Origin of the sequence: Sulfurimicrobium lacus (genome assembly GCF_011764585.1) — a bacterium.
Lineage (GTDB): Bacteria > Pseudomonadota > Gammaproteobacteria > Burkholderiales > Sulfuricellaceae > Sulfurimicrobium > Sulfurimicrobium lacus.
Map to the genome: position 1 here is coordinate 3166828 of NZ_AP022853.1, position 23950 is coordinate 3190777.

The 23950-nt window shown below is 61.6% G+C and carries 25 protein-coding genes; 11 read left to right on the plus strand and 14 right to left on the minus strand.

Features of this window, described 5'->3' with window-relative positions:
* The first annotated feature begins 13 nt into the window (after nucleotides 1-13).
* The 7 genes from SKTS_RS15320 (at nucleotide 14) to SKTS_RS15350 (ending at nucleotide 5326) form a co-directional block, all read left to right on the plus strand.
* On the plus strand, nucleotides 14-331 hold the full coding sequence (locus tag SKTS_RS15320) for a nucleotidyltransferase family protein (RefSeq protein WP_173066942.1): 318 nt from the start codon (nucleotides 14-16) through the stop codon (nucleotides 329-331).
* Nucleotides 318-668: a HepT-like ribonuclease domain-containing protein gene (locus SKTS_RS15325; RefSeq protein ID WP_173066945.1), complete on the plus strand. Its 351-nt coding sequence runs from the start codon at nucleotides 318-320 to the stop codon at nucleotides 666-668. The genes SKTS_RS15320 and SKTS_RS15325 overlap by 14 nt, the downstream gene beginning before the upstream one ends.
* Nucleotides 665-2128, plus strand: coding sequence for a 4-hydroxy-3-polyprenylbenzoate decarboxylase (ubiD, locus tag SKTS_RS15330; protein ID WP_173066948.1), 1464 nt, complete (start codon nucleotides 665-667; stop codon nucleotides 2126-2128). Before SKTS_RS15325 ends, ubiD begins: the two co-directional genes overlap by 4 nt.
* Before the next feature lie 211 nt (nucleotides 2129-2339).
* The gene (locus SKTS_RS15335) at nucleotides 2340-3074 is read left to right on the plus strand and encodes an MBL fold metallo-hydrolase (protein ID WP_173066951.1); all 735 of its coding nucleotides are present in this window, start codon (nucleotides 2340-2342) and stop codon (nucleotides 3072-3074) included.
* 100 nt (nucleotides 3075-3174) lie between these two features.
* Entirely contained in the window at nucleotides 3175-4476 is a 1302-nt protein-coding gene (locus SKTS_RS15340) for an MFS transporter (protein WP_173066954.1), read from the plus strand.
* An 11-nt stretch (nucleotides 4477-4487) separates the two neighbouring features.
* Nucleotides 4488-4946 (plus strand): rhodanese-like domain-containing protein, encoded by a 459-nt coding sequence (locus SKTS_RS15345; RefSeq protein WP_173066957.1) that lies wholly within the window; start codon nucleotides 4488-4490, stop codon nucleotides 4944-4946.
* A 29-nt stretch (nucleotides 4947-4975) separates the two neighbouring features.
* Nucleotides 4976-5326 (plus strand): DsrE/DsrF/TusD sulfur relay family protein, encoded by a 351-nt coding sequence (locus tag SKTS_RS15350; RefSeq protein ID WP_173066960.1) that lies wholly within the window; start codon nucleotides 4976-4978, stop codon nucleotides 5324-5326.
* Nucleotides 5327-5380: 54 nt separating this feature from the next.
* Here SKTS_RS15350 and SKTS_RS15355 read toward each other — a convergent pair whose 3' ends face one another.
* Together SKTS_RS15355 and SKTS_RS15360 are read right to left on the minus strand one after the other, a co-directional pair.
* Nucleotides 5381-7501 (minus strand): copper-transporting P-type ATPase, encoded by a 2121-nt coding sequence (locus SKTS_RS15355; protein WP_198420374.1) that lies wholly within the window; start codon nucleotides 7499-7501, stop codon nucleotides 5381-5383.
* Between the two features lie 51 nt (nucleotides 7502-7552).
* On the minus strand, nucleotides 7553-8053 hold the full coding sequence (locus tag SKTS_RS15360; protein ID WP_173066963.1) for a hypothetical protein: 501 nt from the start codon (nucleotides 8051-8053) through the stop codon (nucleotides 7553-7555).
* A 326-nt stretch (nucleotides 8054-8379) separates the two neighbouring features.
* Between SKTS_RS15360 and SKTS_RS15365 the strand changes: the two genes are divergently transcribed.
* The 3 genes from SKTS_RS15365 (at nucleotide 8380) to SKTS_RS15375 (ending at nucleotide 10303) form a co-directional block, all read left to right on the plus strand.
* Nucleotides 8380-9159: a sulfite exporter TauE/SafE family protein gene (locus SKTS_RS15365; protein ID WP_173066966.1), complete on the plus strand. Its 780-nt coding sequence runs from the start codon at nucleotides 8380-8382 to the stop codon at nucleotides 9157-9159.
* A gap of 137 nt (nucleotides 9160-9296) precedes the next feature.
* The gene (locus SKTS_RS15370; RefSeq protein WP_173066969.1) at nucleotides 9297-9503 is read left to right on the plus strand and encodes a hypothetical protein; all 207 of its coding nucleotides are present in this window, start codon (nucleotides 9297-9299) and stop codon (nucleotides 9501-9503) included.
* A gap of 17 nt (nucleotides 9504-9520) precedes the next feature.
* Entirely contained in the window at nucleotides 9521-10303 is a 783-nt protein-coding gene (locus tag SKTS_RS15375) for a class II glutamine amidotransferase (RefSeq protein ID WP_173066972.1), read from the plus strand.
* A gap of 7 nt (nucleotides 10304-10310) precedes the next feature.
* Here SKTS_RS15375 and SKTS_RS15380 read toward each other — a convergent pair whose 3' ends face one another.
* Nucleotides 10311-11708: a sensor histidine kinase gene (locus SKTS_RS15380; RefSeq protein WP_173066975.1), complete on the minus strand. Its 1398-nt coding sequence runs from the start codon at nucleotides 11706-11708 to the stop codon at nucleotides 10311-10313.
* The gene (locus SKTS_RS15385; protein WP_173066978.1) at nucleotides 11708-12376 is read right to left on the minus strand and encodes a response regulator; all 669 of its coding nucleotides are present in this window, start codon (nucleotides 12374-12376) and stop codon (nucleotides 11708-11710) included. The genes SKTS_RS15380 and SKTS_RS15385 overlap by 1 nt, the downstream gene beginning before the upstream one ends.
* A gap of 213 nt (nucleotides 12377-12589) precedes the next feature.
* On the opposite strand from SKTS_RS15385, the gene SKTS_RS15390 reads away from it, so the two are divergent.
* Complete coding sequence (locus SKTS_RS15390) at nucleotides 12590-15178, plus strand: putative bifunctional diguanylate cyclase/phosphodiesterase (RefSeq protein ID WP_173066980.1); 2589 nt, start codon at nucleotides 12590-12592, stop codon at nucleotides 15176-15178.
* A gap of 121 nt (nucleotides 15179-15299) precedes the next feature.
* On the opposite strand, the gene dacB is transcribed toward SKTS_RS15390, so the two are convergent.
* From dacB to SKTS_RS15440, 10 genes are all read right to left on the minus strand, one after another.
* Nucleotides 15300-16730 carry a D-alanyl-D-alanine carboxypeptidase/D-alanyl-D-alanine endopeptidase gene (gene dacB, locus SKTS_RS15395; RefSeq protein ID WP_173066983.1) on the minus strand — a complete coding sequence of 477 codons (1431 nt, stop codon included), beginning with the start codon at nucleotides 16728-16730 and terminating at the stop codon, nucleotides 15300-15302.
* Between the two features lie 71 nt (nucleotides 16731-16801).
* Entirely contained in the window at nucleotides 16802-18208 is a 1407-nt protein-coding gene (locus SKTS_RS15400; protein WP_173066986.1) for an MBL fold metallo-hydrolase RNA specificity domain-containing protein, read from the minus strand.
* A gap of 90 nt (nucleotides 18209-18298) precedes the next feature.
* Complete coding sequence (locus tag SKTS_RS15405) at nucleotides 18299-18667, minus strand: Rossmann-fold NAD(P)-binding domain-containing protein (RefSeq protein WP_173066989.1); 369 nt, start codon at nucleotides 18665-18667, stop codon at nucleotides 18299-18301.
* 10 nt (nucleotides 18668-18677) lie between these two features.
* Nucleotides 18678-19238: a DJ-1 family glyoxalase III gene (locus SKTS_RS15410; protein WP_173066992.1), complete on the minus strand. Its 561-nt coding sequence runs from the start codon at nucleotides 19236-19238 to the stop codon at nucleotides 18678-18680.
* 81 nt (nucleotides 19239-19319) lie between these two features.
* On the minus strand, nucleotides 19320-19805 hold the full coding sequence (locus SKTS_RS15415; RefSeq protein ID WP_173066995.1) for a YajQ family cyclic di-GMP-binding protein: 486 nt from the start codon (nucleotides 19803-19805) through the stop codon (nucleotides 19320-19322).
* A gap of 9 nt (nucleotides 19806-19814) precedes the next feature.
* Nucleotides 19815-20126: a pyrimidine/purine nucleoside phosphorylase gene (gene ppnP / locus SKTS_RS15420; protein WP_173066998.1), complete on the minus strand. Its 312-nt coding sequence runs from the start codon at nucleotides 20124-20126 to the stop codon at nucleotides 19815-19817.
* Between the two features lies 1 nt (nucleotide 20127).
* Nucleotides 20128-20340: a DUF2788 domain-containing protein gene (locus SKTS_RS15425; RefSeq protein WP_173067001.1), complete on the minus strand. Its 213-nt coding sequence runs from the start codon at nucleotides 20338-20340 to the stop codon at nucleotides 20128-20130.
* Nucleotides 20341-20352: 12 nt separating this feature from the next.
* Complete coding sequence (locus SKTS_RS15430; protein ID WP_173067004.1) at nucleotides 20353-21570, minus strand: argininosuccinate synthase; 1218 nt, start codon at nucleotides 21568-21570, stop codon at nucleotides 20353-20355.
* Nucleotides 21571-21648: 78 nt separating this feature from the next.
* A complete protein-coding gene (gene argF, locus SKTS_RS15435) occupies nucleotides 21649-22569 on the minus strand; it encodes an ornithine carbamoyltransferase (RefSeq protein WP_173067006.1) in 921 nt (306 codons plus the stop codon).
* Between the two features lie 39 nt (nucleotides 22570-22608).
* Nucleotides 22609-23781 (minus strand): acetylornithine transaminase, encoded by a 1173-nt coding sequence (locus SKTS_RS15440; protein WP_173067009.1) that lies wholly within the window; start codon nucleotides 23779-23781, stop codon nucleotides 22609-22611.
* Nucleotides 23782-23950: the final 169 nt, after the last annotated feature.

The following is a 23950-nucleotide window of genomic DNA, read 5'->3' on the forward strand; positions in this document are numbered from 1 at the left end:
TCAGGAAATCCATATGTCCCAGCCGAAAATCTCCCTGCCTCAGGATCAGCTTTCCCGCTTCTGCCGCCAGTGGAAAATCGCCGAATTCGCCCTGTTCGGCTCGGTGCTGCGCGATGATTTCCGCCCCGACAGTGACATTGACGTGCTGGTAACTTTTTTGCCCGATGCAAGCTGGAGCCTGTTCGATCATGTGGAAATGCGCGACGAACTGGCCGCCATGCTGGGGCGCAAGGTGGATTTGCTGACCCGCAATGCTGTCGAGCAAAGCCGTAATCAAATTCGTCGGCGTGCCATTCTGGAATCGGCCGAGGTCATCCATGCCGCAGCGTGATGTCGCCCACCTGGATGACATCCTGAAAGCATCCGAACTTATACTGTCTTTTCTCGATGGTATTGATCGGGACACATTTCACCGCGATCTGAAAACACAGTCTGCCGTGATTCGCCAGTTCGAAATTGTCGGCGAGGCAACGAAACGGGTTTCTCCGGAATTCAAAACCATCCATCCCGGCATTCCTTGGCGAAAGATGGCAGGTATGCGCGACATTCTGATTCATGCCTACGACACCGTGGATGTGAATGAAATCTGGTTTGCTGCAAGCCGCGACATTCCAGAGCTTATAGCGCTCTTGCAGCAACTTCCTCCATTCGAAAGCACCGCCCAATGAAATACCATGATCTGCGCGACTTCATCGCGCAACTGGAACAGCAGGGCGAGCTCAAACGCATCAGCGCCGAAGTGGACCCTCACCTCGAAATGACCGAAATCTGCGACCGCGTGCTGCGCGCGCAAGGCCCGGCCATCCTGTTCGAGAAGCCGAAAGGCCACACCATCCCGGTGCTCGCCAACCTGTTCGGCACGCCGAAAAGGGTCGCCATGGGGATGGGCGAGGACTCGGTCGAGGCGCTGCGTGAAGTCGGCAAGCTGCTGGCTTTCCTCAAGGAGCCGGAGCCGCCCAAGGGTCTCAAGGACGCCTGGGACAAGCTGCCGATCTTCAAGCAGGTGCTCAACATGGCCCCCCGGGAACTGTCCAGCGCGGCTTGCCAGGACGTGCTGTGGGAAGGCAAGGATGTGGACCTGTCGAAGCTTCCCATCCAGACCTGCTGGCCGGGCGATGTGGCGCCGCTCATCACCTGGGGGCTGGTCATTACGCGCGGCCCGTACAAGAAACGCCAGAACCTGGGCATCTACCGCCAGCAGGTGATCGCGCCCAACAAGGTGATCATGCGCTGGCTCGCCCATCGCGGTGGCGCGCTGGATTTGCGCGACTTCCAGGAAGCCCATCCGGGGCAGCCCTTCCCCGTCGCCGTTGCGCTCGGCGCCGACCCGGCCACGATTCTCGGCGCGGTGACGCCGGTGCCGGATTCATTGAGCGAATACCAGTTCGCCGGCCTGCTGCGCGGCTCGAAAACCGAGCTGGTGAAATGCCTGGGCAACGACCTGCAAGTGCCCGCTTCCGCCGAGATCGTGCTGGAAGGCGTGATCCATCCCGGCGAGATGGCCCCGGAAGGGCCCTACGGCGACCATACCGGCTATTACAACGAAGTGGCCGAGTTCCCGGTGTTCACCATCGAACGCATCACCATGCGCAAACACCCCATCTACCACAGCACTTACACCGGCAAGCCGCCGGACGAGCCGGCCATCCTCGGGGTGGCGCTGAACGAGGTGTTCGTGCCGCTGCTGCAGAAGCAGTACCCGGAAATCACCGATTTCTACCTGCCGCCCGAAGGCTGTTCCTACCGCCTCGCCGTGGTGAGCATCAAGAAACAGTACCCCGGCCACGCCAAGCGCGTGCTGTTCGGGGTGTGGAGCTTCCTGCGCCAGTTCATGTACACCAAGTTCATCATCGTCACCGACGAGGACGTCAACATCCGCGACTGGAAAGAAGTGATCTGGGCCATGACCACCCGCGTCGACCCTGCGCGCGACACGCTGTTGATCGAAAACACCCCCATCGACTACCTCGATTTCGCCAGCCCGGTATCCGGCCTGGGGTCGAAAATGGGCATGGACGCGACCAACAAGTGGCCGGGCGAAACCACCCGCGAGTGGGGCCGACCCATCGTCATGGACGAAGCGGTGAAGCGCCGGGTGGACGCGATGTGGCAGGAACTCGGGCTGTAAGCGCTTAAATCCCACCGGAAATCGGCTGTTCGAACAACTTCCCGCGTCGGCGGTCATTGCGAGCGCAGCGAAGCAATCTGATTTTTTATGATTGCGTCGCTTGCGCTCGCAATGACCGTCAAACATCCTGACAAACAAAATTTCGGTTGACAATTATCCTGTCTCGCCTATTATTCAAGCATTCGTTTGAATAATACAAAAAGGAGACAGCATGTTTCTCAGACAACGTTTGGCGCCCGAAGCCACCCTTTCCTACCTGCTCGGCTGCGGTTCCTGCGCGGTAGCCGTCGCTGTCGATCCGGTCGCGGGTGACGAAGACTGGTTCATCGAACAGGCCACGCAGCAAAACGTCAAAATCACCCATGTCATCGACACCCACGTGCACGCCGACCATTACTCCGGCGGGCGCGCCCTGGCCGAACGCACCGGCGCGCGCTACTGCCTGCACGAGTCCAATCAGGCGCGGGTGAATTTTCCTTTCCATACCCTGGTCGACGGGGAGACCATCGAGGTGGGCAACGTTGCGGTGCAGGTCATGCATACCCCCGGCCACACGCCGGATTCCATCTGCCTGGTGGTGACCGACAAGCGCCGCAGCGCCGAGCCGTGGTTCGCCCTCACCGGCGACACGCTGTTCGTGGGCAGCATCGGCCGTCCCGACCTGGCCGGCAAGGGCAAGGAATGGGCGGAGCAGCTGTTCGACAGCCTGCATGGCAAACTCATGGGCCTGCCCGACGCGGTGGAACTGTTCCCCGGCCATACCTCCGGTAGCGTGTGCGGCGCGGGCATTTCCGGCAAACCTTCCTCGACGGTGGGATTCGAAAAGCGTTTCAACCTCGGGCTGAAAATCACCGGCAAGGATGATTTCGTCAATTACATCCTGTCCGACATCCCGCCCCGGCCGACGGAGATGGAACGCATCGTCGCCGCCAATTTGGGGCAGTAAGAACTAAAAACGCCCTCTCTCCCGCTTTCGAGGCATATAGCTCCCCTCCCCCGCAAGCGGGGGAGGGGCTGGGGGAGAGGGAAAACAACCAAGGAATAAAATGACCGACAGCCTAAGCATCGAATACCGCCACGGCATCCGCGATAATTTTGCCCAGTTCGGCCACCAGCTAATTCAGGTCTTCCTGGTGGGCATGACCATCGGCATGATGCGCACCGTGGTGCCGGCCCTGGGGGAGACCGAGTTCGGCGTACCCAAGGGCTCATTCCTGCTGCTGACCACCTTCGTGGTGGCCTTCGGCTTCGTCAAGGGCACGCTCAACTTCGTCGCCGGACGCCTGTCCGAACGTCTGGGGCGGAAAAAGGTGCTGCTGTGGGGCTGGGCGTCGGCGCTACCGATTCCTTTCCTCATCCTCTACGCCCCGAGCTGGAACTGGATCGTCTTCGCCACCGTGCTGCTGGGCGTGAACCAGGGCTTCACCTGGTCCATGACCCAGACCGCCAAGCTGGACCTCACCCGCCCCGACCAGCGCGGCCTGGTCATCGGTCTCAACGAGTTCGCAGGCTATGTCGGGCTGGCGGTGGCGGGCATCATCACCGGCTATCTGGCGGGCGCTTTCGGCCCACGCCAGGGGCTGCTGATATTCGGCCTGGCAGTGATCCTGACAGCCGCGCTGCTGACCATACTGTGGGTGAAGGACACCCTGCCCTGGGCCAAGGCCGAGGGGGCGAAACACGCTGCAGGCCAGACAACCGGCCCGAAGCCGCGCTACCCGCAAAACATCCCCGATCAGCCCACCACCTGGGAAGTGTTCACTCTCATGTCCTGGCGCGACCGGCGCATGGCCGCCGTGAGCCAGGCGGGGCTGGTGGAGAAGTTCGTCGATGCCCTGATCTGGGTGTTCTACCCGGTCTTTCTTTATAGCCACGGCCTGTCGCTGGCCAACATCGGCTGGGTGATCGGCGTTTACGGCTTTGTCTGGGGCGGCTCGCAGTTCTTTACCGGCAAGCTCTCCGACCATGTCGGGCGGCAGAAGCCGATCGTGGCGGGGATGTGGATTTGCGGCGCCGGCGTGGGGCTGATGCTGCTGGGCGAGAGCGTGGCCTGGTGGTCGTTCTCGGCCGCGGTGACCGGCTTCGGCATGGCGCTGCTCTACCCCAACCTGTCCGCCGCCGTGTCCGACATCGCCCACCCCAACTGGCGCGGCTCGGCCATCGGCATCTACCGTTTCTGGCGCGACCTGGGCTACGGCATCGGTGCGCTGGCGCTGGGCCTGGTCGCCCACTGGAGCGGCGCCATCGAAGAAGCCTTCTGGTTCGTCGCCATCGCCATGTTCCTCTCCGGCCTGATCGTGCAGGTCTGGGGGGAAGAAACCCATCCGCGCCTCAACCCCGCAATCTGAAAGGCAACGACATGTCCATCCTGCGCAACGTTTTCCTCGCCGCCGCCCTTTGCGCCACAACCTCCCTGCCCGCCATGGCCGCGGACGACGCTGCGGTGAAGGCGCTGGAGGATTACTTCGAGTTTTCCGAATACGGCGGCGCCACCATCCTGCCGGAGCAGATTCCGGCGGAGGAGTGGAAGAAAATTTACGTCGTCGACACCCGCGATGCCGACCAGTTCGCCAAGGCCCACATTCCCGGCGCCGTGAACATCGACTGGCGCCAGATGCTCGGGCGCCGCGCCGAACTGCCGAGCGACAAAATGGTGCTGGTGTACTGCAACGCCGGCACGCTCTCCGCCCAGGCCGGGCTGGCTCTGCGGGTGGCGGGTATGGACAACGTGCGCATCCTGCAGGGAGGGTTCAGCGAGTGGAAGGCCAAAGGCGGGTTCGGCGCTAACCAGCGCGCGACCCGCAAATCCAGGAAGTAGGTGTTTCTCTTTAACCAGGAGGACGCATCATGAAATTTCTGTTCATTCTCAACGACCCGCCTTACGGCACCGAGCGCAGCTACAACGGACTGCGCCTGGCGCGCGCCCTGTCCAAAACCGAAGGCAACGAGATCCGCGTGTTCCTGCTGGGCGATGCGGCCCTGTGCGCCAAGGCCGGGCAAAAAGTACCGCAAGGCTACTACAACATCGAGTTTTTCATCCAGAGCATCCTGAAGCGCAGCGGCCAGATCGGCGTCTGTGGCGTATGCATGGAAGCGCGCGGCTTGCGGGACGAGGAACTGATTCCGGACTGCCGGCACAGCACGCTGGAGCATCTGGCCGAATGGACCATGTGGGCGGAGAAGGTGCTCACTTTCTGATTCCGGAATCCGGGGCGAAATGCCGTCTTCAGCAGGCATGCAGGCCCTCTCGGTTTACAAGCGCACCCGGTTCAGGCGCAGCGCGTTGCCGATCACCGATACCGAGCTGAGGCTCATGGCAGCGGCGGCGATGACGGGCGACAGCAGCAGGCCGAAGAACGGGTACAGCACCCCTGCCGCGACTGGCACGCCGAGCACGTTGTAGAAGAAGGCGAAGAACAGGTTCTGGCGGATGTTGCCCATGGTCGCCCGGCTCAGTTGACGGGCCCGCACGATGCCGCGCAGGTCGCCCTTGATCAGGGTGATGGCGGCGCTTTCCATCGCCACGTCGGTGCCGGTGCCCATGGCGATGCCGACCTGCGCTTGCGCCAGCGCCGGGGCGTCGTTGATGCCGTCGCCGGCCATGGCCACGATGCGGCCCTCCGCCTGGAGCTGTTTCACGATTGCGGCCTTCTGCTCCGGCAGCACTTCCGCGACCACGCGGTCGATGCCGAGCTTGCGCGCCACCGCTTCGGCCGTGGCGCGGCTGTCGCCGGTGAGCATGACCAGCTCGATGCCCGCCGCGTGCAGCGACGCCACCGCTTCCAGCGTGGATTCCTTGATCGGGTCGGCGACGCCGATCAGTCCGGCCGCCCGGTCGTCCAGCGCCACGAACATCACCGTCTGGCCTTCCGCACGCAGCGCCTCGGCGCGCCCCGGCAGTTCGCCCAGCCCGATGCCGAGGTCCGCGAACAATTTCAGGTTGCCGACGGCCACCGCGCGTCCGACTATCCTGCCGGTGATTCCCTTGCCGCTGGCCGACTGGAAGTCTGAGACTTCCAGCAGAGACAGATTGCGTTCCCGCGCCCCCTCGGCGATCGCCGCCGCGAGCGGGTGCTCGCTGGCGCGCTCCAGGCTGGCGGCCAGTTGCAGCAGTTCGTCGTCCGAGGTTCCCGCCAGCGCTTCCAGGGAAACCAGCCGGGGCTTGCCTTCCGTCAGCGTGCCGGTCTTGTCGGTGACCAGGATGTCCACCTTTTCCATGATTTCCAGCGCCTCGGCATTCTTGATCAGCACCCCCCCGCGGGCGCCCCGCCCGGTGCCGACCATGATCGACATGGGCGTGGCGAGCCCCAGTGCGCAAGGACAGGCGATGATCAGCACCGACACCGCGCCGACGATGGCGTGGGCAAGCCTCGGCTCCGGCCCCCACAGCCACCACACGGCCAGCGTGAGCACAGCGGTCAGCACCACCGCCGGGACGAAATAGGCGGAGATGACATCGGCCAGGCGCTGGATCGGCGCCCGGCTGCGCTGCGCCTCGCTCACCATGTGCACGATGCGCGCCAGCAGCGTATCCGCCCCGACCTTCTCGGCGCGCATCACCAGGCCGCCGGTGCCGTTCACCGTGGCACCGATCAGGTGGTCGCCGCCGTGCTTTTCCACCGGGATGGGCTCGCCGGTGACCATGGATTCGTCCACCGCGCTGGTTCCTTCCAGCACCGTCCCGTCCACCGGGATTTTCTCGCCGGGGCGCACGCGCAGCTGGTCGCCGGGCTGCACCTGCTCCAGCGGAATATCCTCTTCACCACCGTCGGCGCGCAGGATGCGCGCGGTCTTGGGCGCCAGGCCGAGCAGCATGCGGATCGCCGCGCTGGTGCGGCTGCGTGCGCGCAGCTCCAGCACCTGCCCGAGCAGGACCAGGGCGGTAATCACCGCTGCCGCCTCGAAGTACGCCGGTACCGTGCCATCGCCGCGGCGCAGCGACAGCGGAAACATCTCGGGCAGAAAAGTGCCGACCACGCTGAACAGCCAGGCCACGCCGACACCGAGGGCGATCAGGGTGAACATGTTGAGCTGCCGGCTGACGACTGAAGCCCAGCCGCGCTGAAAGAAGGGCCATCCGCACCACATCACGACCGGGGTCGCCAGGACGAACTCTATCCATTGCAGGGCCTGAAAGGACACCAGGCCCGGCGTGAATCCCGGCGCCATGTCGGCCGCCGTGGCCAGCACGAAAAGCGGCAGCGCCAGTGCCGCGCCGACCCGGAAGCGGCGCGTCATGTCGACGAGTTCCGGGCTTTCCTCTTCCCCGGCGGCGGCGATCCGCGCTTCCAGCGCCATGCCGCATTTCGGGCAATTACCGGGGGCGTTGCGCACCACTTCCGGGTGCATGGGGCATACGTATTCCGTGGGCATGAGGCACTCCTTTTTCGTTTCAGGAGAATTTCGCCCGCGCCAGACTGGCGCCTATTTCGCCATGGGCGGCCCGCCGCGCTGCCGTTCCATCATCTGCTCCATCATCATCTGCATCATGTCCAGGCGTTTTTCCATCTGCTGCATGCGTTCCGACGTCGCGCCCGCTGCCTGGGGGCCGCCCATCATGCCCATGCCCCCCATCATGCCGCCGCCCATCCCTCCACCCATCATGCCACCCTCCATCATGGGGCAGCCCATCATGCCGGCGTGCATGCCGCGCATCAGCCTCATGTTTTCCTGCATGGTGCCCATGTGATCGGCCATCGCTTTCTGCCGTTCCTCGTCGGTTTTGGCCCTGGCGATGCGATCGAGCTGCGCCTGCATTTTTTTGACGTTGTCCTGCATCTTCTTCACCGCCTGCTCTGGCGCTTTTGCCGCAGGGGCGGCGGGCGTGGTCTGGGCATCCTTCTCCGGATGGTGGGCATCGTCCGCAAAAGCGGGGGTGGCAAATGCGAGGGCGCCTGCCATGGCTGTCATTAGAATCTTGTTCATGTTGTTTCTCCTTGGATCGACAGTTGCCAGCCCCGCGGCAACGGAATAACTGGGCATTGAAACATCAGCGTTCGCGGTCCATTGACGCCCCCTGAAGCGGCCTGGCGATGCATCTCATGCGATTGCGACACTCATGTTTGAGCGTCGCCCGAGACTTTAGTTTCCCGGCGAGGGCCCTGGCCGGTCCGGAAGCCCCCGTGGTTATCCTGGCGCCAGCTGATTTCATATCGGGATATGCGGGTGGGAATATTTTCAATTCTTATGTTCTAATGATTGTTTGAATGTTATATTGGCAATCACACAAACTTTAGAACGCAGGAGGCATCATGATTTTCCTCGCCATTATTTCCGGTGCGATCACCGGCATCGTGTTGGGCCTGTTCGGCAGCGGCGGTTCCATCATCGCCATGCCGGCGCTGATGTATCTGCTCGGTGTGGAGGCCAAATCGGCGATAGCCATGAGCATGGGCATCGTCGCCGTCACCGCCACCATTTCTGGCTGGGACAACTGGCGGCGCGGTAATGTCGATGTCAAGGTGGCGATGATGTTCGGCCTGTTCGGCGTGATCGGCACTTATGGCGGCGCCCGCCTCGGGGTATACACGCCGGTGCAGGTGCAGCTCACCCTGTTCGCGCTGGTGATGTATGCCGCCGCCTGGAAGATGCTGCAACGCAAAAAGCAGCCCGTCGTCCAACTGGCCACGGCAGGCGGCCCGCCATTGTCGGAAGATGAGGTCATTGCGGCGCACATGGGCCATATCGCCGCGCACGGCGTCGGCGTCGGCGTGTTGACCGGACTGGTGGGCGTGGGCGGCGGTTTCCTGATCGTGCCGGCGCTGGTGCTGCTGTCCGGCATCCCGATGAAGCTCGCCATCGGCACCTCGCTGGTCATCGTCGCCGCCAAGTCCTACTCAGGTTTCGCCGGCTATGTCGGGGCGGTGCCGGTGGACTGGACCACCATGGCCTTGTTCACCTCGGTGACGGTGGCCGGCAGCTTCGTCGGCACCCGCGTTGCGCACCGCTTCTCGCAGGAGACGCTGAAGCGCAGCTTCGGCTTTTTCCTGGTGTTCGTGGCGAGCTACATGCTGCTGAAGAGCGTGCTGTAGACATCGTAATGAACCATACTCCTCCTCAAAGGCACCAAAAGGAAAACAGTCGCAACCGATCAAGGCCCATCCCCAGCACCCGCCCGGACGGGCGCTGCGCGCTTTACGCGTTGTAGCTGAGGAACTATCATCCAGCCTTGGACCACGGCACCGTGGCGCATCTGGAAGCCATTCAGGAGCGTGTTCTCGAGGGGGAGCGAATGAACGAAAAACATTCAGGACTTGCCATTCGCTGCATCCACGCAGGCGAGATCAATGACGCCAACGGTTCGCCGCACACGTCGATTTACATCACCACGTTCAAATTCGACTCCACCGCCGACTTGGATCGGGCGTTGGACTAGCGCGGCGGACACACACCATGTGCGAACTTTTCGGCTTGTCGGCCAATCAGCCCATCACCGCCCGGCGGGAACTGGAGGAGTTCCGCCTGCGCGGCGGCCTGTCGGCAGACAACCCCGATGGCTGGGGCCTGGCCTGGCAGGAGAACGGAGGCTTCCAACTCGCCAAGGAGCCCCGGCCCGCGTTCAGCAGCGCCCTGCTTGAGGATCTTGGCGCGACGCTGCACGCCAGCCTGGTCATCGCTCATGTGCGCAAGGCGAATTTTCCGCCCGTCAACACCCTGAACAATACGCATCCGTTCCGACGCGAGTGCTGCGGCAGGGAATGGGTGTTTGCCCATAACGGGCTGGTGCCGGAGATCGTCGGAATGGAGTTGGAGAACCGCCACGCGGTGTGCCGGCCAACGGGTGAAACGGATTCTGAATTCGCCTTTTGCCATCTGCTGAGCCATCTTGCGCGCGACTTCAATAGCCATGACGCCGATATCCAGATTTCATTCGCAACGCTGGCAGCAGCGAGCGAACTAGTCGCCTCGCACGGAAAATTCAACTTTCTCATGTCGGACGGCGAGCACCTGATCGCCTATGGGCACGACCGTCTCCATTACCTGGAGCGGACGGACGACATTTTCGACAGCGTAATGATCGCCACCGAGCCTTTGATCCCGAACGCTGACTGGATCAGCTTCGAGCTGGGAGAACTGCGCATTTACCGACGCGGCAAACTGACCTTGCAGCTTGACCCATTGAATTTCCCTGCGACCAAGCGCAGGCTGGATGACATGCGTCAGGAACCGGGCTGAGACGATCTCAGAACCGGGGAAACTTCACCCTCACCTCGGTTCCCCTCCCTGCCGCAGGCGTAGCTATCTCCACCTGGGCACCGTGCAGGTGGACGATTTCCTGCACGATCGCCAACCCCAGGCCGCTGCCTTCCGCTTCGCTCCCCAGCACGCGGTAAAAGCGCTGGAACACCTTGTCCTGTTCTTCCGGCGGGATACCCGGCCCGCTGTCTTCCACCACCAGCACCGCACCGCCGGCTTCCACGCCGACCTTGACCGTAACGCTGCTGCCCCCGGGACAATAGCGCAAGGCATTGTCGATCAGGTTATCTAGCAGCATCCTGAGGCGTAGCGCCTCACCCCTGATCGATACTGCCTCGCCCGGCCCTTCGTAGCCGAGGTCGATCTCTTTTTTCAAGGCCTGGGGTACCCATTCCATGGCGGATTCCCGCGCCAGGGCATCCAGTTCGAGCACCTGCAGTTCCAGCGACTTGTCCGCGCCCGGCTCCACGCGAGCCAGGGCGAGCATCTGGTTGATCAGGCGCACCGTGCGTCCGGCGCTGGCGGAGAGCTGTTCCAGGGCATGACGCTGCTGTACCGGGTCGGTCTGCCGCAGGGCCAGGTCCGTTTGCGCCTTGAGTCCGGCCAGCGGGGTACGGAACTGGTGCGCGGCGTCGGCGATGAAACGCTGCTGCGCCCCTAGCGCCTGATCGAGACGCCCCATCAACTCGTTGATGGCGTGGATCAAAGTCTGAACTTCCTCGGGCGAATTCGACTCGGCCAAAGGGCTGAGGTCGCGGTGGGAACGGCTGGCGATTTCGTGCCGCACTTTCTGCAGCGGCCCCAGCCCCCGGCCCACGCCGAACCACACGATGAGCAGCGCCAGCGCGATCAGCGCCAGCTGGGGCGCCAGCATCCCGGTCAGAATTTCTTCCGCCAGGACGTGGCGCTTGTTGAGCGTTTCGGCCACCTGCACCAGCACCGCGCTGCCGTTCGCCCCGCCGAGCGGTATCACGTAAAGCGAGGCGATGCGCAGTTTCTCCCCGCGCAACTTGCCGTCGTGCAGGATCGGCTTGCCTATCCTGCCGCCCGCCGGAGGTCGCGGCAAGTCGGCTTCGCCGGAAACGAGTCGCCCGTCCCTGCCCACCACCTGGAAATAGACGATATCGGACTCGTCGGAAAGCAGCAGCCGCACCACGCTGCTGGGCAGCCCGAGCACGGTGCGGCCGTCCACCACCCTGACCTGTTCCGCCAGCGAACGGGCGGAATCGAACAGGGCGCGGTCATAGGCGACGTTGGTGAAATTGATCGCCATGAAGAAAGCCACCACCGCGCCCGCAAACCATAAGGACAGCAGCGGCAACGACAGCCACACCAGCAGCTTGCTGCGCAACGAGCTGGACCGGGGATGCCGGAAGCCGAGCACTATTTCGCCGTGTCCAGCAGGTATCCGAGGCCGCGCACGGTCGCAATATTGACGCCGCAGCCTTCGAGTTTCTTGCGCAGGCGATGGATGTAGACCTCGATCGCATTGTCGCCGGTCTCGCCCTCCCAGCCATAGAGCGATTCCAACAGGTGTTCCTTGCTCACCACCTTGCCGGCGCGCATCAGCAGCAACTCGAAGATGCCCATTTCACGGGCCGACAGGTCGATCGGGCGGTCGGCGCAATAGACCCGGCGGCCCGACGCATCGAAGGACAGCCCGCCGAAGCGGACCAGTTCGTTGCCGCCCCAGTTGGCGCGGCGCAGCAGGGCGCGAATACGGGCCTCGAGTTCCGGCAGGTCGAACGGCTTGGTCATGTAATCGTCCGCGCCCAGATCAAGCCCCTTGACCCGATCTTCCAGGGCATCACGCGCCGTCAGTATCAATACCGGGGCCAGCGGCTTGCGCTCGCGCAAACGCTTGAGCAACTGGAATCCGTCCATCTTGGGCAGCCCGAGATCCAGCACTGTCAGGTCGTAATCCTGCTGAGACAGGATATAGTCGGCCTCCTCGCCGTTCTTGGCGCAATCCACGCCATAGCCGGCCTGTTTCAGTGACGTAACAAGGCTGTCGGCCAGTAACGCATCGTCCTCGACAATCAGAATTCTCACGAAAGGTTTCCCATAAAAGGAAGATTAAAGCAGGCATTTATTATAATGCCATGCGGCTATAGAAAATTCGGCCCGAATTAATGTTAATCAAGTGACCTCGACCACTTATAGCGCTTACAATCCTGCAACATAAGAATGCTGACGAGCGCGATGAAGCGTGGCAGGCCGCTCATTTTCAAACCGATCCGACTGTATACCGACGAATATAAAAAAATGAAAAAACTTCTTGTCGCATTGTCCCGCCAGATGAAGACCCTGAAAGGCTTCTTTCTTGTTGCCTCGGTGACCACCGCCTTGCTGGTTTTCCTCGGTTCGTCACTGACTTCGTCACTGCTTTACGAAAAGCTGATTGCGCAGCGGACGGTGGACATGTCGCAAGGCATCGCGCAACAAACCTTCAATTCCCTTTACCAGGCCTTGCGCAGCGGCGGCTCGCGCCAGCAACTGGATCAGGCTATCGCCGCCGACATGTCGGCATTCCCCGATGCCCAGCATCGGATAGCCGTATTTCCTGCCACTTCCATCGAGAAACTATATGGCGGCAGAGCGACGGCCACGCCTGAGCCTGAAGATGTCAAAAATGTCTTTTCCAGCGGGAAGACGGTGACCAGTCAAACACCGCAGGAGATACGCTACGTTTATCCGCTGGCGGCGGAAACCTCCTGCGTTCAATGCCATAAAAACGTCCACGCGGGAGATGTTCTGGGAGTCGTCGCGATCGAACACACGCTGCAACCGATCTCGATCAAGGTAAGACTCTATTTCATCAGCCTGTTCCTGGTCATGGGCTGCATCGTGCTGCTGGCCGGCGGCGGAGTCTACGTTTTTGCCATGAAGCGCATCAAGGGCTCGGTGGATCTGTTTCGCGAAAAGATCGAGGCGGTCGGCTCGGTCAAGGATCTGAACCAGCTCGACATCAGCCAGACCAATCTAGGCTTCGCGGAATTCGACGAAATATTCCATCACATCAACCAGCTGGTTGACCGGCTGAAAAACGTTGCCGTCGACAAGGACATCCTCGAGTTCGAAGTCAAGCTGCTGGAAAAATTCATCATCACCTCCAACGTGATGCGCGACTGGCGCGAGTTCATCAAGGAACTGCTGCTGGAAATCAATTCGATCATCGATGCCTATGCCCTGCTCACCATCTTCCGCATCGAGGACGAGGGTTACGAGTGGGAGGTGTTCTGGCGCAATACGCCGTCTGCCGCCACCATCGAGCTTTTCGAGCGTATCGTGCGCGCGCAGCTGGAAACGAACCCGCATTTCCAGGGCACCAGCATCATCAACATCAACCACCAGATTTCCGACGCCAGCAAGGCATTGCCCGAGCTTTCGCGCCGCGACATCGAGCTGCAAACCAAGTCCCTGCTGCTCGAAACACCGAAGATCGGCGGCATCGTCGGCATCGGCGTTCAGTCCACGCTGGCGCAGGACCCGGTACGCCACATCGTGATCGGCAGCATCCTGACCTCGCTGCTCAACCTGGTCGGATCGGTCAAGGCCATTTACAAGTACACCAAGGACCTGGAGTACTACGCCACGCGCGACCCGCTGACCGATCTCTACAACCAGCGCATGTTCTGGGAACTGCTGGGCTACGAAGTCGGCCGGGCGGAACGCCACCACCAGGAATTCGGCGTGATGGTGCTGGACATGGACAATTTTAAAACCGTCAACGACCGCTACGGCCACCCATTCGGCGATGCATTCCTGCAGGCGTTCGCCAAGCTTCTGCACCAGGCGGTGCGCCAGGGCGACATGATCGTGCGCTACGGCGGCGACGAATTCGCCGTCATCCTGCCGGAAGCCGGCGAATCGCAGGCATACGAGGTTGCCGAGCGCGTTGCCGAACTGCTCGAAAAATTCACCCTGGACGCCCCTGACGGCGCCAGGATCAAGGCCACGACCTCCATCGGCATCGCCATCTGCCCTGCGCACGGCACCAACCCGCGCGACCTGTTCCTGGTCGCCGACAACATGATGTACAAGGCGAAAAAGGCGGGGAAGAACTGCATCGCCCTGCCCAGCGAAGACGAGATGGCGGAAGTGTTCAAGAAGGCCAGCGACAAGGGGATGATGATCGTCAAGGCGCTCGAGGAGCATCGCATCATTCCGTACTTCCAGCCCATCATCAACATGGCCAGCGGCGAAGCGATCATTCATGAACTGCTGATGCGCATCCAGGTCGGCGACCAGGTCGTAGCCGCCAACGAGTTCATCGAGGAAGCCGAGGCCATGGGTTTGGCGCACAAGATGGACTATCAGCTGATCGAAAAAGCCTTTGCCCAGGTCAAGGAACAGGGCTACCAGGGCATGCTGTTCGTCAACCTGTCGCCCAAGGCGCTGATCGTGGGCGAATTCATGAACCGCATCCACAAGCTGGCAATCCAATATGCCATCGACCCGAGCCGCATCGTGTTCGAGATCACCGAGCGGGAAACCGTCAGCAACCTGAGCCTGCTGGAAAAATTCGTCCTGGATCTGAAATCACGTGGCTTCAGCTTCGCCATCGACGATTTCGGCTCGGGCTTTTCCTCCTTCCATTACATCAAGCGATTCCCGGTCGATTACATCAAGATCGAAGGCGAGTTCATCAGGAACATACTCACCGACAACGAGTACCGGGCTTTCACCAAGAGCATCGTCACGCTCGCCCAGGAACTGGAGATCAAGACGATTGCGGAATATGTCGAAGACCAGTCAATCATGGATGAAGTCGGGCGGTTCGGCATCGATTTTGCGCAGGGCTATCATGTCGGACGTCCCGGACCCGTGCTTGTCGTTGGCAAGCATTCCTGAGCCAGGCAGAAACCATACGCGGCGCTACTTCAAAATTGCAGCGACAACGCCGCGCATGACGCCGCGAAAGGGTGATCCGACATCGCGCTGAAGCTCTGCCACAACCAGCCGCACAAGCCTTTCATCGGCTATGAACCCACTGCAGCACGGCATCGAGCACCGGTTTCGCGGCGGCGGCGCGGGGATGGTTGACCATCGCCACCACGATCATGCGTCGCCCCTGCTCATCGAACACATACCCGGCGACAGTGCGCACACCTTCGAGCGAACCGCTTTTGACGTGGGCATGCCCGGCAATCGAACTGCCGTTCAGGCGTTTTTTCATGGTGCCGTCGACGGCGACGATGGGCAGCGAGGACTCGAATTCGGCAAAGATCGGGCTGTGGCTGGCTGCCAGCAGCAACTCGCCGAGATGACGGGGGCTGATACGCTCGACGCGCGACAGGCCGGAGCCGTTTTCCAGTACCAGCTCGGGGAAATCCAGACCCTTGCCCACAAGCCAGGACTCGATGGCCGCCGCACTTTTTGCCGGCGTGGCCGGCGGCCCGGCCTGTTCCGCACCCAGCGTGAGGAACAGCTGGCGCGCCATGACGTTGTTGCTGAACTTGTTGATGTCGCGAATCACGTCGGCCAGCGGCGGAGAATCGAAACGCGCCAGCAGGAGCGAACCCGGCGGGAGTTCGCCGGTCGTGAAAGAACCGCCCAGCGTGCCACCCAGTTCGTCCCAGAGCAGGCGGAAAACGCCATCCACATAGCTGCCGTTGGGCAGCGCGATCAGGTTGAAGCTCTTCTCGCCGCATAATGTGGAGAAGCGCCCGCGCAAAGTAAGCACCCGCTCCCTGCCGGCCGCCGAAACATCGGTGGCGATGCCTTCGCGCCAGTCGCCGCAGGGCGCGTTATCCGGCAGGATGGCGCTGACCACCTTGAAAGAAGCGGGTGCCGGGTCCGCCACCACTTTGAGAGCACCTTCAGGCTGCGGCAGCAGGCGCATCCGGATGGCGTTGAAATTCACCAGCAGCGCCTGGGGCGCGGCATTGTATGCGCGCAGCGGCTCGTGATCGAACGCTCCCGGGTCGTGTGCCACGGGCTCGAAATAGCTCTGGTCCACGACCACGCCGCCGCGGATGTCGCGCAAGCCACGCTGGCGCAAATCGCGCAGCAACAGCCAGAAGTTTTCCAGGGTCAGCTTGGGGTCGCCATAGCCCTTGAGGATCAGTGCGCCGTCGAGCGTTCCGCCTGTCAGCGCACCGCTTCCATAGGCTTCGGTTTTCCAGCTATAGGACGAACCGAGAAGTTCCAGTGCAGAGTAAGTCGTCACCAACTTCATGGTTGAGGCGGGGTTCATCGCCCGCTCCGCGCCGAGCGCGAGCAGCGGCTTGCGCGCCCGGTCTTCCTGCACCCAGACGCCGAGGCTGGATTCCGGCAACCCGGCTTCCTTGAGGGCGGCCCGGACCGGCGCCGGCAATGCGCCAGCGGTTGCCGTGCACGAAGCGCAAACGACGAACAGCGCCAGCAGCTTTGCGCCTAACCAGGAAAACCCCTCACCCCTCATATACGACCTTTCACGTGACTTGTCGCGTAGAAAGTCGGAATCCCGTGCAATGGGACGCCTCACTCCTCACCCTATAGTTCGAAGGCATCGCGATAGCCCGGCACCGCCACGTCCCAGTGCCAGTTGTGGCGCAACAGGTCGGCAAAGGCGAAGGCGACATTCTCTTCGCCATGCACCACGAAAGTATGCCGGGGCGGCTTCTTGAAATGCCCCAGCCAGGACAGCAGGCCGGCCTGATCGGCATGGGCGGACAGGCCGTTGATGGTGTAGAGATCGGCGCGCACCGGGATGTCCTGGCCGAAAATCCGCACGATCTTGGCGCCGTCCACCAGGCGCCGCCCCAGGGTGCCGCCCGCCTGGAAGCCGGTGATCAGTACCGAGCATTCGGGCCGCCCCAGGTTATAGCGCAGGTGATGCTTGATGCGCCCGGCGTCGCACATGCCGCTCGCCGAGATGATGATGGCGCCGCTTTTGATCTGGTTGAGCGCCATCGATTCTTCCACGCTCTCGGTGAATTGCACGTGCGGTACGTTCTGTCCGCGCTTCAACCACTGCATCATGCCGCGTGCTTCGGTGTCCATGAGCTCGATGTGCTTCATGGTGATTTCAGTCGCGCTGGTGGCCATGGGCGAATCGACGTAGATGTTGAGATCGTGCAAACGCCCCTGCCGCGTCAGGTCATACAGCAAATAAAGAATTTCCTGGGAGCGTCCGACAGTAAAGGCCGGAATGATGACGTTGCCGCCCTTGCGCTTGAGGGTATCGGTGATCGCGTGAACCAGCTCTTCCGTGGTCTGGTCCAGGGTCTTGTGCAGCCGGTCGCCGTAGGTCGATTCGATCAGCAGCACGTCGGCGGATTCGATGATGGTGGGGTCCTGCAGGATGGGCTGCCCATTGTTGCCGAGATCGCCGGAGAACACCAGTTTCTGCGTCTGTCCGGCGTCGTCCACCCACACTTCGATGATCGCAGAACCGAGGATATGCCCGGCATCGCGGAATTTGCAGCGCACCGCCGCATGGGGCGACAACTCCACGTCGTATGAGACCGCGTGCAGTTGCGTGAGGCAGGCGTTCGCCTCGGCCACGGTATACAGCGGCTCGACTTCAGTGCGCTGCGACTGGCGCGAATTCCGGCCTTTGGCGTATTGCGCCCATTCGGCCTCTTTTTCCTGGATGTGGGCGGAATCGCGCAGCATGATTTCAAGCAACTCGGCCGTGGCGTGCGTGGTGTAAATCGGCCCGCTGAAGCCCTCGGCAACCAGCCGCGGCAACATGCCGGAGTGGTCGATGTGCGCGTGGGTGAGCAGCACGAAGTCGATGCCGTGCGGATCGAATTCGAACGCGGCGTAGTTCTTGTCGCGCGCCTCGCGCCCGCCCTGAAACATGCCGCAGTCCACCAGAAAGCGCACGCCGTGCGCCTCCAGCACATAGCAGGAACCTGTCACTTCGCGACTGGCACCATGGAATTGGATTTTCATTGCAACGCACCCGGGCTTGGTAAATGGCTTATTGTAGCCCGGAGCGCGGCGACAGACACGAACGCAGCCGGGAAAAGCTGCGTTGAAAGCTCACACCAGCCGGTGACGGACCTTTCCGGCCATGAAGTCGTCGATGGTTTCGACCGCTTCCTTGCAGAAATGGCTGCAACCCAGGCCTTCCGGCATGCGGCTGACGGCGATGCCGCGCGCAACCGCGGTTTCCAGGTCCACCAGTCCGGCGCGGGCTTCGATCACCAGCTTCAGCATGGGTAACTTGGCCAGCACTTCGGCGGGCAGTTCGGTGCCGAGGGTGATGATGATGTGGGTGCGCCAGCAATTCTCGCCGATCTGTTCCGGCGTCAGCTGCGGATACTCCTGCCAGCCGTACTTGGCCGCCTTGAGCATGGGGAACTCGACGGTATCGGGGAAGCGGGCGTTGTCGATTACGGTGATGTACATGGGTTTATTTTCAGTATTTTCCGGGGCGTTGCAGACCGGCTTCGACTTCATCCCGCTTGGCGCGGCCGAGAAGCGTTTCGATCAATTCCAGGGCGAAATCCATGGCCGTGCCCGGGCCGCGCGAGGTAATCACCGTGCCGTCCTTGACCACCGCGTCGTTGCTGAAAGTTGTGTCCGGCAAGTCCATGCGGTCCACGAAACCGGGATAGCTGGTCGCCATCTTGCCGCTGAGCAAACCCGCCGCGGCAAGCACGGCCGGAGCCGCGCAGATGGCGCAGGTGTACTTGCCATCCCGGGCCATCTTCTGCAGCAGGGGAATGATGCGCGGATCGTCCCGCAGATGCGTCATGCCCGGCATGCCCCCGGGCAGCACCACCATGTCGTAGCTTTCGCGCAGCGCCACGTCCAGCGTGCAATCCGGCACCAGCAACGTGCCGCGGCTCGCCTTGACGATGCCGGGCTGCAGCCCCGCCACGACAACGTCGACCGCCGCGCGGCGCAGCAGGTCGATGATGGTGACGGCTTCGATTTCTTCGCAGCCTTCGGCGAGGGGGACGAGGACTTTAGGCATGGTCGCCTCCAAATGATTCAGCCACGGAGATCACAGGAAAGCACGCAGCTTCTCTGTGACCGCCGTGGCTGATTTGCAGCTTTAATCCCGGAAATTCTGGTACTGCAGCGGAAAATCGGTAATGGATTTCTTGACCAGCGCGATCGTGTCCTGCAGCAGGTCGCGCTTGGCGCCGGTCACGCGCACAGCCTCGCCCTGGATGCTGGCCTGCACCTTGATCTTGCTGTCCTTGATCAGTTTGACGATCTTCTTCGCCAGCTCGGTTTCCACGCCGGTTTTCACGGTGATGGTCTGCTTGACCTTGTTGCCGCTGATTTTCTCGATCTTGCCCTTGTCCAGGCAACTCACGTCGATGCTGCGCTTGCCCAGCACCTGGTTGAGGATGTCGAATACCTGGTCAAGCTTGAAATCGTCGTCGGCGAACAGCGTCAGCGCATATTCAGCCTGCTCGATACGCGAATCGGAGCCTTTGAAGTCGAAGCGGCCGCTGACCACCTTGTTGGCCTGGTCGACCGCGTTGCGCAAGTCCTGCTTGTCTACTTCGGAAACGATATCGAATGAAGGCATGTCCTGCTCCTAGGCGAAGTGACAGACGTAATCCAGCAGTTCCACGGTTTCGATGTCGAAGCTGCTGTTGCCGGGCACGCTGAACTTCTCGCCGGCGCCGTAGGTTTTCCACTCGCTCTCGCCCTTGAGGCGCACCTTGCACACGCCGCCGTTGATTTCCATGATTTCCGGGGCGCCGGTATTGAATACCAGGCTGGAAGGGAAAATCACGCCGACGGTCTTTTTTGTCCCATCAGGAAACTGCACGGTGTGGGAAACACACTTGCCGTCGAAATAGACATTGGCTTTTTTGACTACGGATACGTTATCGAACTGCGACATTTCAGATTCCCCATAATTTTTGAATTACCGACTTGGCGACAAAACCCAGCATGCCGAAAGACAGGACGAAAAAAAGCACAAAAGTACCGGTTTTCCCTGCCTTCGACGCCCACGCCAGTTCGCCGATTATGAACAGCATGTAGAGCATGAAGGCGCCAAGACCGTAGGTCAGGCCAAACTCGGAGATCTGCCCTTCAGTCCACCCGGCGAACATGCCATCACCTTGTTATTTGCGCCCAGCCTTGGCCGCGATGCGCATGCGCAGGGCGTTGAGCTTGATGAAGCCGCCAGCGTCGGCCTGGTTGTAGGCGCCAGCATCGTCCTCGAAGGTCGCGATGTTGGCGTCGAACAGGGAATCGGTCTTGGAGTCCCGGCCCACCACGATCACGTTGCCCTTGTAGAGCTTCATCCGCACCCAGCCGTTGACGTGTGCCTGGGTATGGTCGATCAGCACCTGCAGGGCCTTGCGCTCCGGCGCCCACCAGTAGCCGTTGTAAATCAGGCTGGCGTAGCGCGGCATCAGGTCGTCCTTGAGGTGCGCCACTTCGCGGTCCAGGGTGATGGATTCGATAGCGCGATGACCCTTGAGCATGATGGTGCCGCCAGGCGTCTCATAGCAACCGCGCGATTTCATGCCGACGTAGCGGTTTTCCACCAGGTCGAGACGACCGATGCCGTGCTTGCCGCCGAGGCGATTGAGTTCGGCCAGCAGTTCGGCTGCCTTCATGGGCTTGCCGTTGAGAGCGACCGGGTCGCCGTTGGCATATTCGATATCGAGGTATTCGGCCTGGTCGGGCGCCTTCTCCGGCGACACCGTCCAGCGCCACATATCTTCTTCCGCCTCGGCCGCCGGGTTCTCCAGGTGGCGGCCTTCGTAGCTGATGTGCAGCAGGTTGGCGTCCATGCTGTAAGGGCTGCCGCCCTGCTTGTGCTTCATCTCCACCGGGATGCCGTGCCGCTCGGCGTAAGCCAGCAGCTTTTCGCGCGACAGCAGGTCCCATTCGCGCCACGGGGCGATGATCTTGATTTCCGGGTTCAGGGCGTAGGCGCCCAGTTCGAAGCGCACCTGGTCGTTGCCTTTGCCGGTGGCGCCGTGCGAGATTGCGTCGCCGCCGGTTTCCCTGGCGATTTCGATCAGCCGCTTGGCGATCAGAGGCCGAGCGATGGAGGTGCCGAGCAGGTACTCACCCTCGTAAACCGTGTTGGCGCGGAACATGGGGAAGACGAAATCGCGCACGAACTCTTCCTTGAGATCGTCGATGTAGATTTCCTTGACGCCGAATTTCTTGGCCTTTTCACGGGCCGGCTCGAGTTCCTCGCCTTGGCCGATGTCGGCGGTGAAGGTGACGATTTCGCATTGGTAGGTGTCCTGCAACCACTTCAGGATCACCGAGGTATCCAGCCCGCCGGAATAGGCGAGCACGACTTTGTTGACGTTGCTCATAAAAACTCCAGTGAGGAGTGAGGAGTGAGGAGTGAGGAGCGTCGAGGGTTTTACTCCTCACTCCTCACTCTCACCTCCTCACTCATTGATTTTGCCCAGCAGCAGGTATTCCATCAGCGCCTTCTGTGCGTGCAGGCGGTTTTCCGCCTCGTCCCACACCACGCTCTGCGGACCGTCGATGACTTCGGCGGCGACTTCCTCGCCGCGATGGGCGGGCAGGCAGTGCATGAACAGCGCTTCGGGTTTGGCCACCGCCATCATTTCCGCGTCCACCTGCCAGTGTTCGAAGTCGCGCTTGCGCTCTTCGTTCTCGGCCTCGAAACCCATGCTGGTCCACACGTCGGTGGTGACCAGATCGGCATCGCGCGTCGCTTCCATGGGGTCGGAAAATTCTTCGTAATGGTCGGTGCCGTAAAGCCCGGCGCGCTCCGGCTCGACTTCATAGCCGGGGGGCGTCGAGACATGGACATTGAAATCCAGCACTTCGGCGGCTTGCAGCCAGGTGTTGCAGACGTTGTTGGAGTCACCGATCCACGCCACGGTCTTGCCCTTGATGCTGCCGCGATGTTCGATGAAGGTGAAGATGTCGGCCAGGATCTGGCACGGGTGATATTCGTTGGTCAGGCCGTTGATCACCGGCACGCGCGATTTCGCCGCGAAACGCTCGACGATGTCCTGCTCGAAGGTGCGGATCATGACCAGGTCGCTCATGCGCGAAATCACCTGGGCCGCGTCTTCCACCGGCTCGCCGCGCCCCAGCTGGGAATCGCGGGTGTTGAGGTAAATCGCCGCTCCGCCCAACTGCTGCACGCCCGCCTCGAACGACAGCCGCGTGCGCGTGCTGGCTTTCTCGAAAATCATCACCAGCGTACGGTCCACCAGCGGCCAGTACTGTTTGTAGGATTTGAACTGCTGCTTGATCCAGCGGGTGCGTTCGAACAGGTATTCGAACTCTTCGCGGGTCAGGTCCTTGAACTGCAGAAAATGCTTGATCGCCATGATGATGGCTGGGGGCTGAGCGCAGTAAATGCTTTGCGCTTAACCCGCCAGGAACTCCTTGATCAGTTTGCTTAACATTGTAATCAACTGGGCGGCTTCATCGCGAGTCATGATGAGCGGCGGCAGCAGCCGTACCACGCTGTCGGCCGTGACGTTGATCAGGAAGCCCTGCTCCAGCGCGCGCTTGACCAGCTCGGCGCAGGGTTTGTTCAGCTCGATGCCGACCATGAGCCCGGCGTTGCGCACCTGCACCACCCCGGCGACGCCTTCGAGCTGCGCGGTCATACTGGTACGGATGTAGTCGCCGATTTCCGCCGCATTGCGGCACAGGTCCAGTTCTTCAATGGTCGTCAGCGTTGCCAGCGCAGCCGCGCAGGCAAGCGGGTTGCCGCCGAAAGTGGAGCCGTGATTGCCCGGCTTGAATACTTCCGCAGCAGCCCCCTTGGCCAGGCAGGCGCCGATCGGGAAACCGCCGCCGAGGCCCTTGGCCAGCGCCATCACGTCGGGCACGATGCCGGCCTGCTGGAAGGCGAACCAGGTGCCGGTACGGCCGATCCCCGTCTGAACCTCGTCCAGCATCAGCAGCCAGCCGTGCGCGTCGCACAGGCTGCGCAACTCGCGCAAGTAACTGGCAGCGGGGATCTGGATGCCGCCCTCGCCCTGAACCGGCTCGACCAGGATGGCTACGACGTTCTGGTTATGCTCGGCGATCTGGGCAACGGCATTGACGTCGTTGTAGGGAACGCGCACGAAGCCGCCCAGCAACGGCTCGAATCCAGCCTGAACCTTGCGGTTGCCCGTTGCCGTCAGGGTTGCCATGGTGCGGCCGTGGAAGCTCTTTTCCATCACGATAATGGTTGGCGTCTCGACGCCCTTGCCGTGGCCGTACATGCGCGCCAGTTTGATGGCAGCCTCGTTGGCCTCGGCACCGGAATTGCAGATGAACGCCTTGTCCATGCCCGCCAGGCCGCACAGCTTCTCAGCCAGCGCTTCCTGCTTTGCAACCTGGTACAGGTTGGAGGTATGAATCAGAGTTTTGGCCTGTTCGCACACTGCCTGGGCAAGCCTGGGGTGGGCATGGCCTAGAGAGTTGACCGCCACGCCGGCTACGGCATCGAGGTATTTCTTACCACCTTCGTCCCACAGCCACACACCTTCGCCTTTCGCGAAAGTGACCGGTTGCCTGGCATAGGTATTCATCAAGTGCGACATGGGCATGACCTGAAAAATAAATGCACACGGCAGCAAATGCTACGGTGTGCGGGAAATCTGGAAAACGCTATATTTAGCCAAAGCGCCGATACTTGCAAGTAAAAACGTACCGACCCCGGACCGCCATCCCCCTCGATGCACGCAGGGAAATGTTTGTGCCATACTAGCA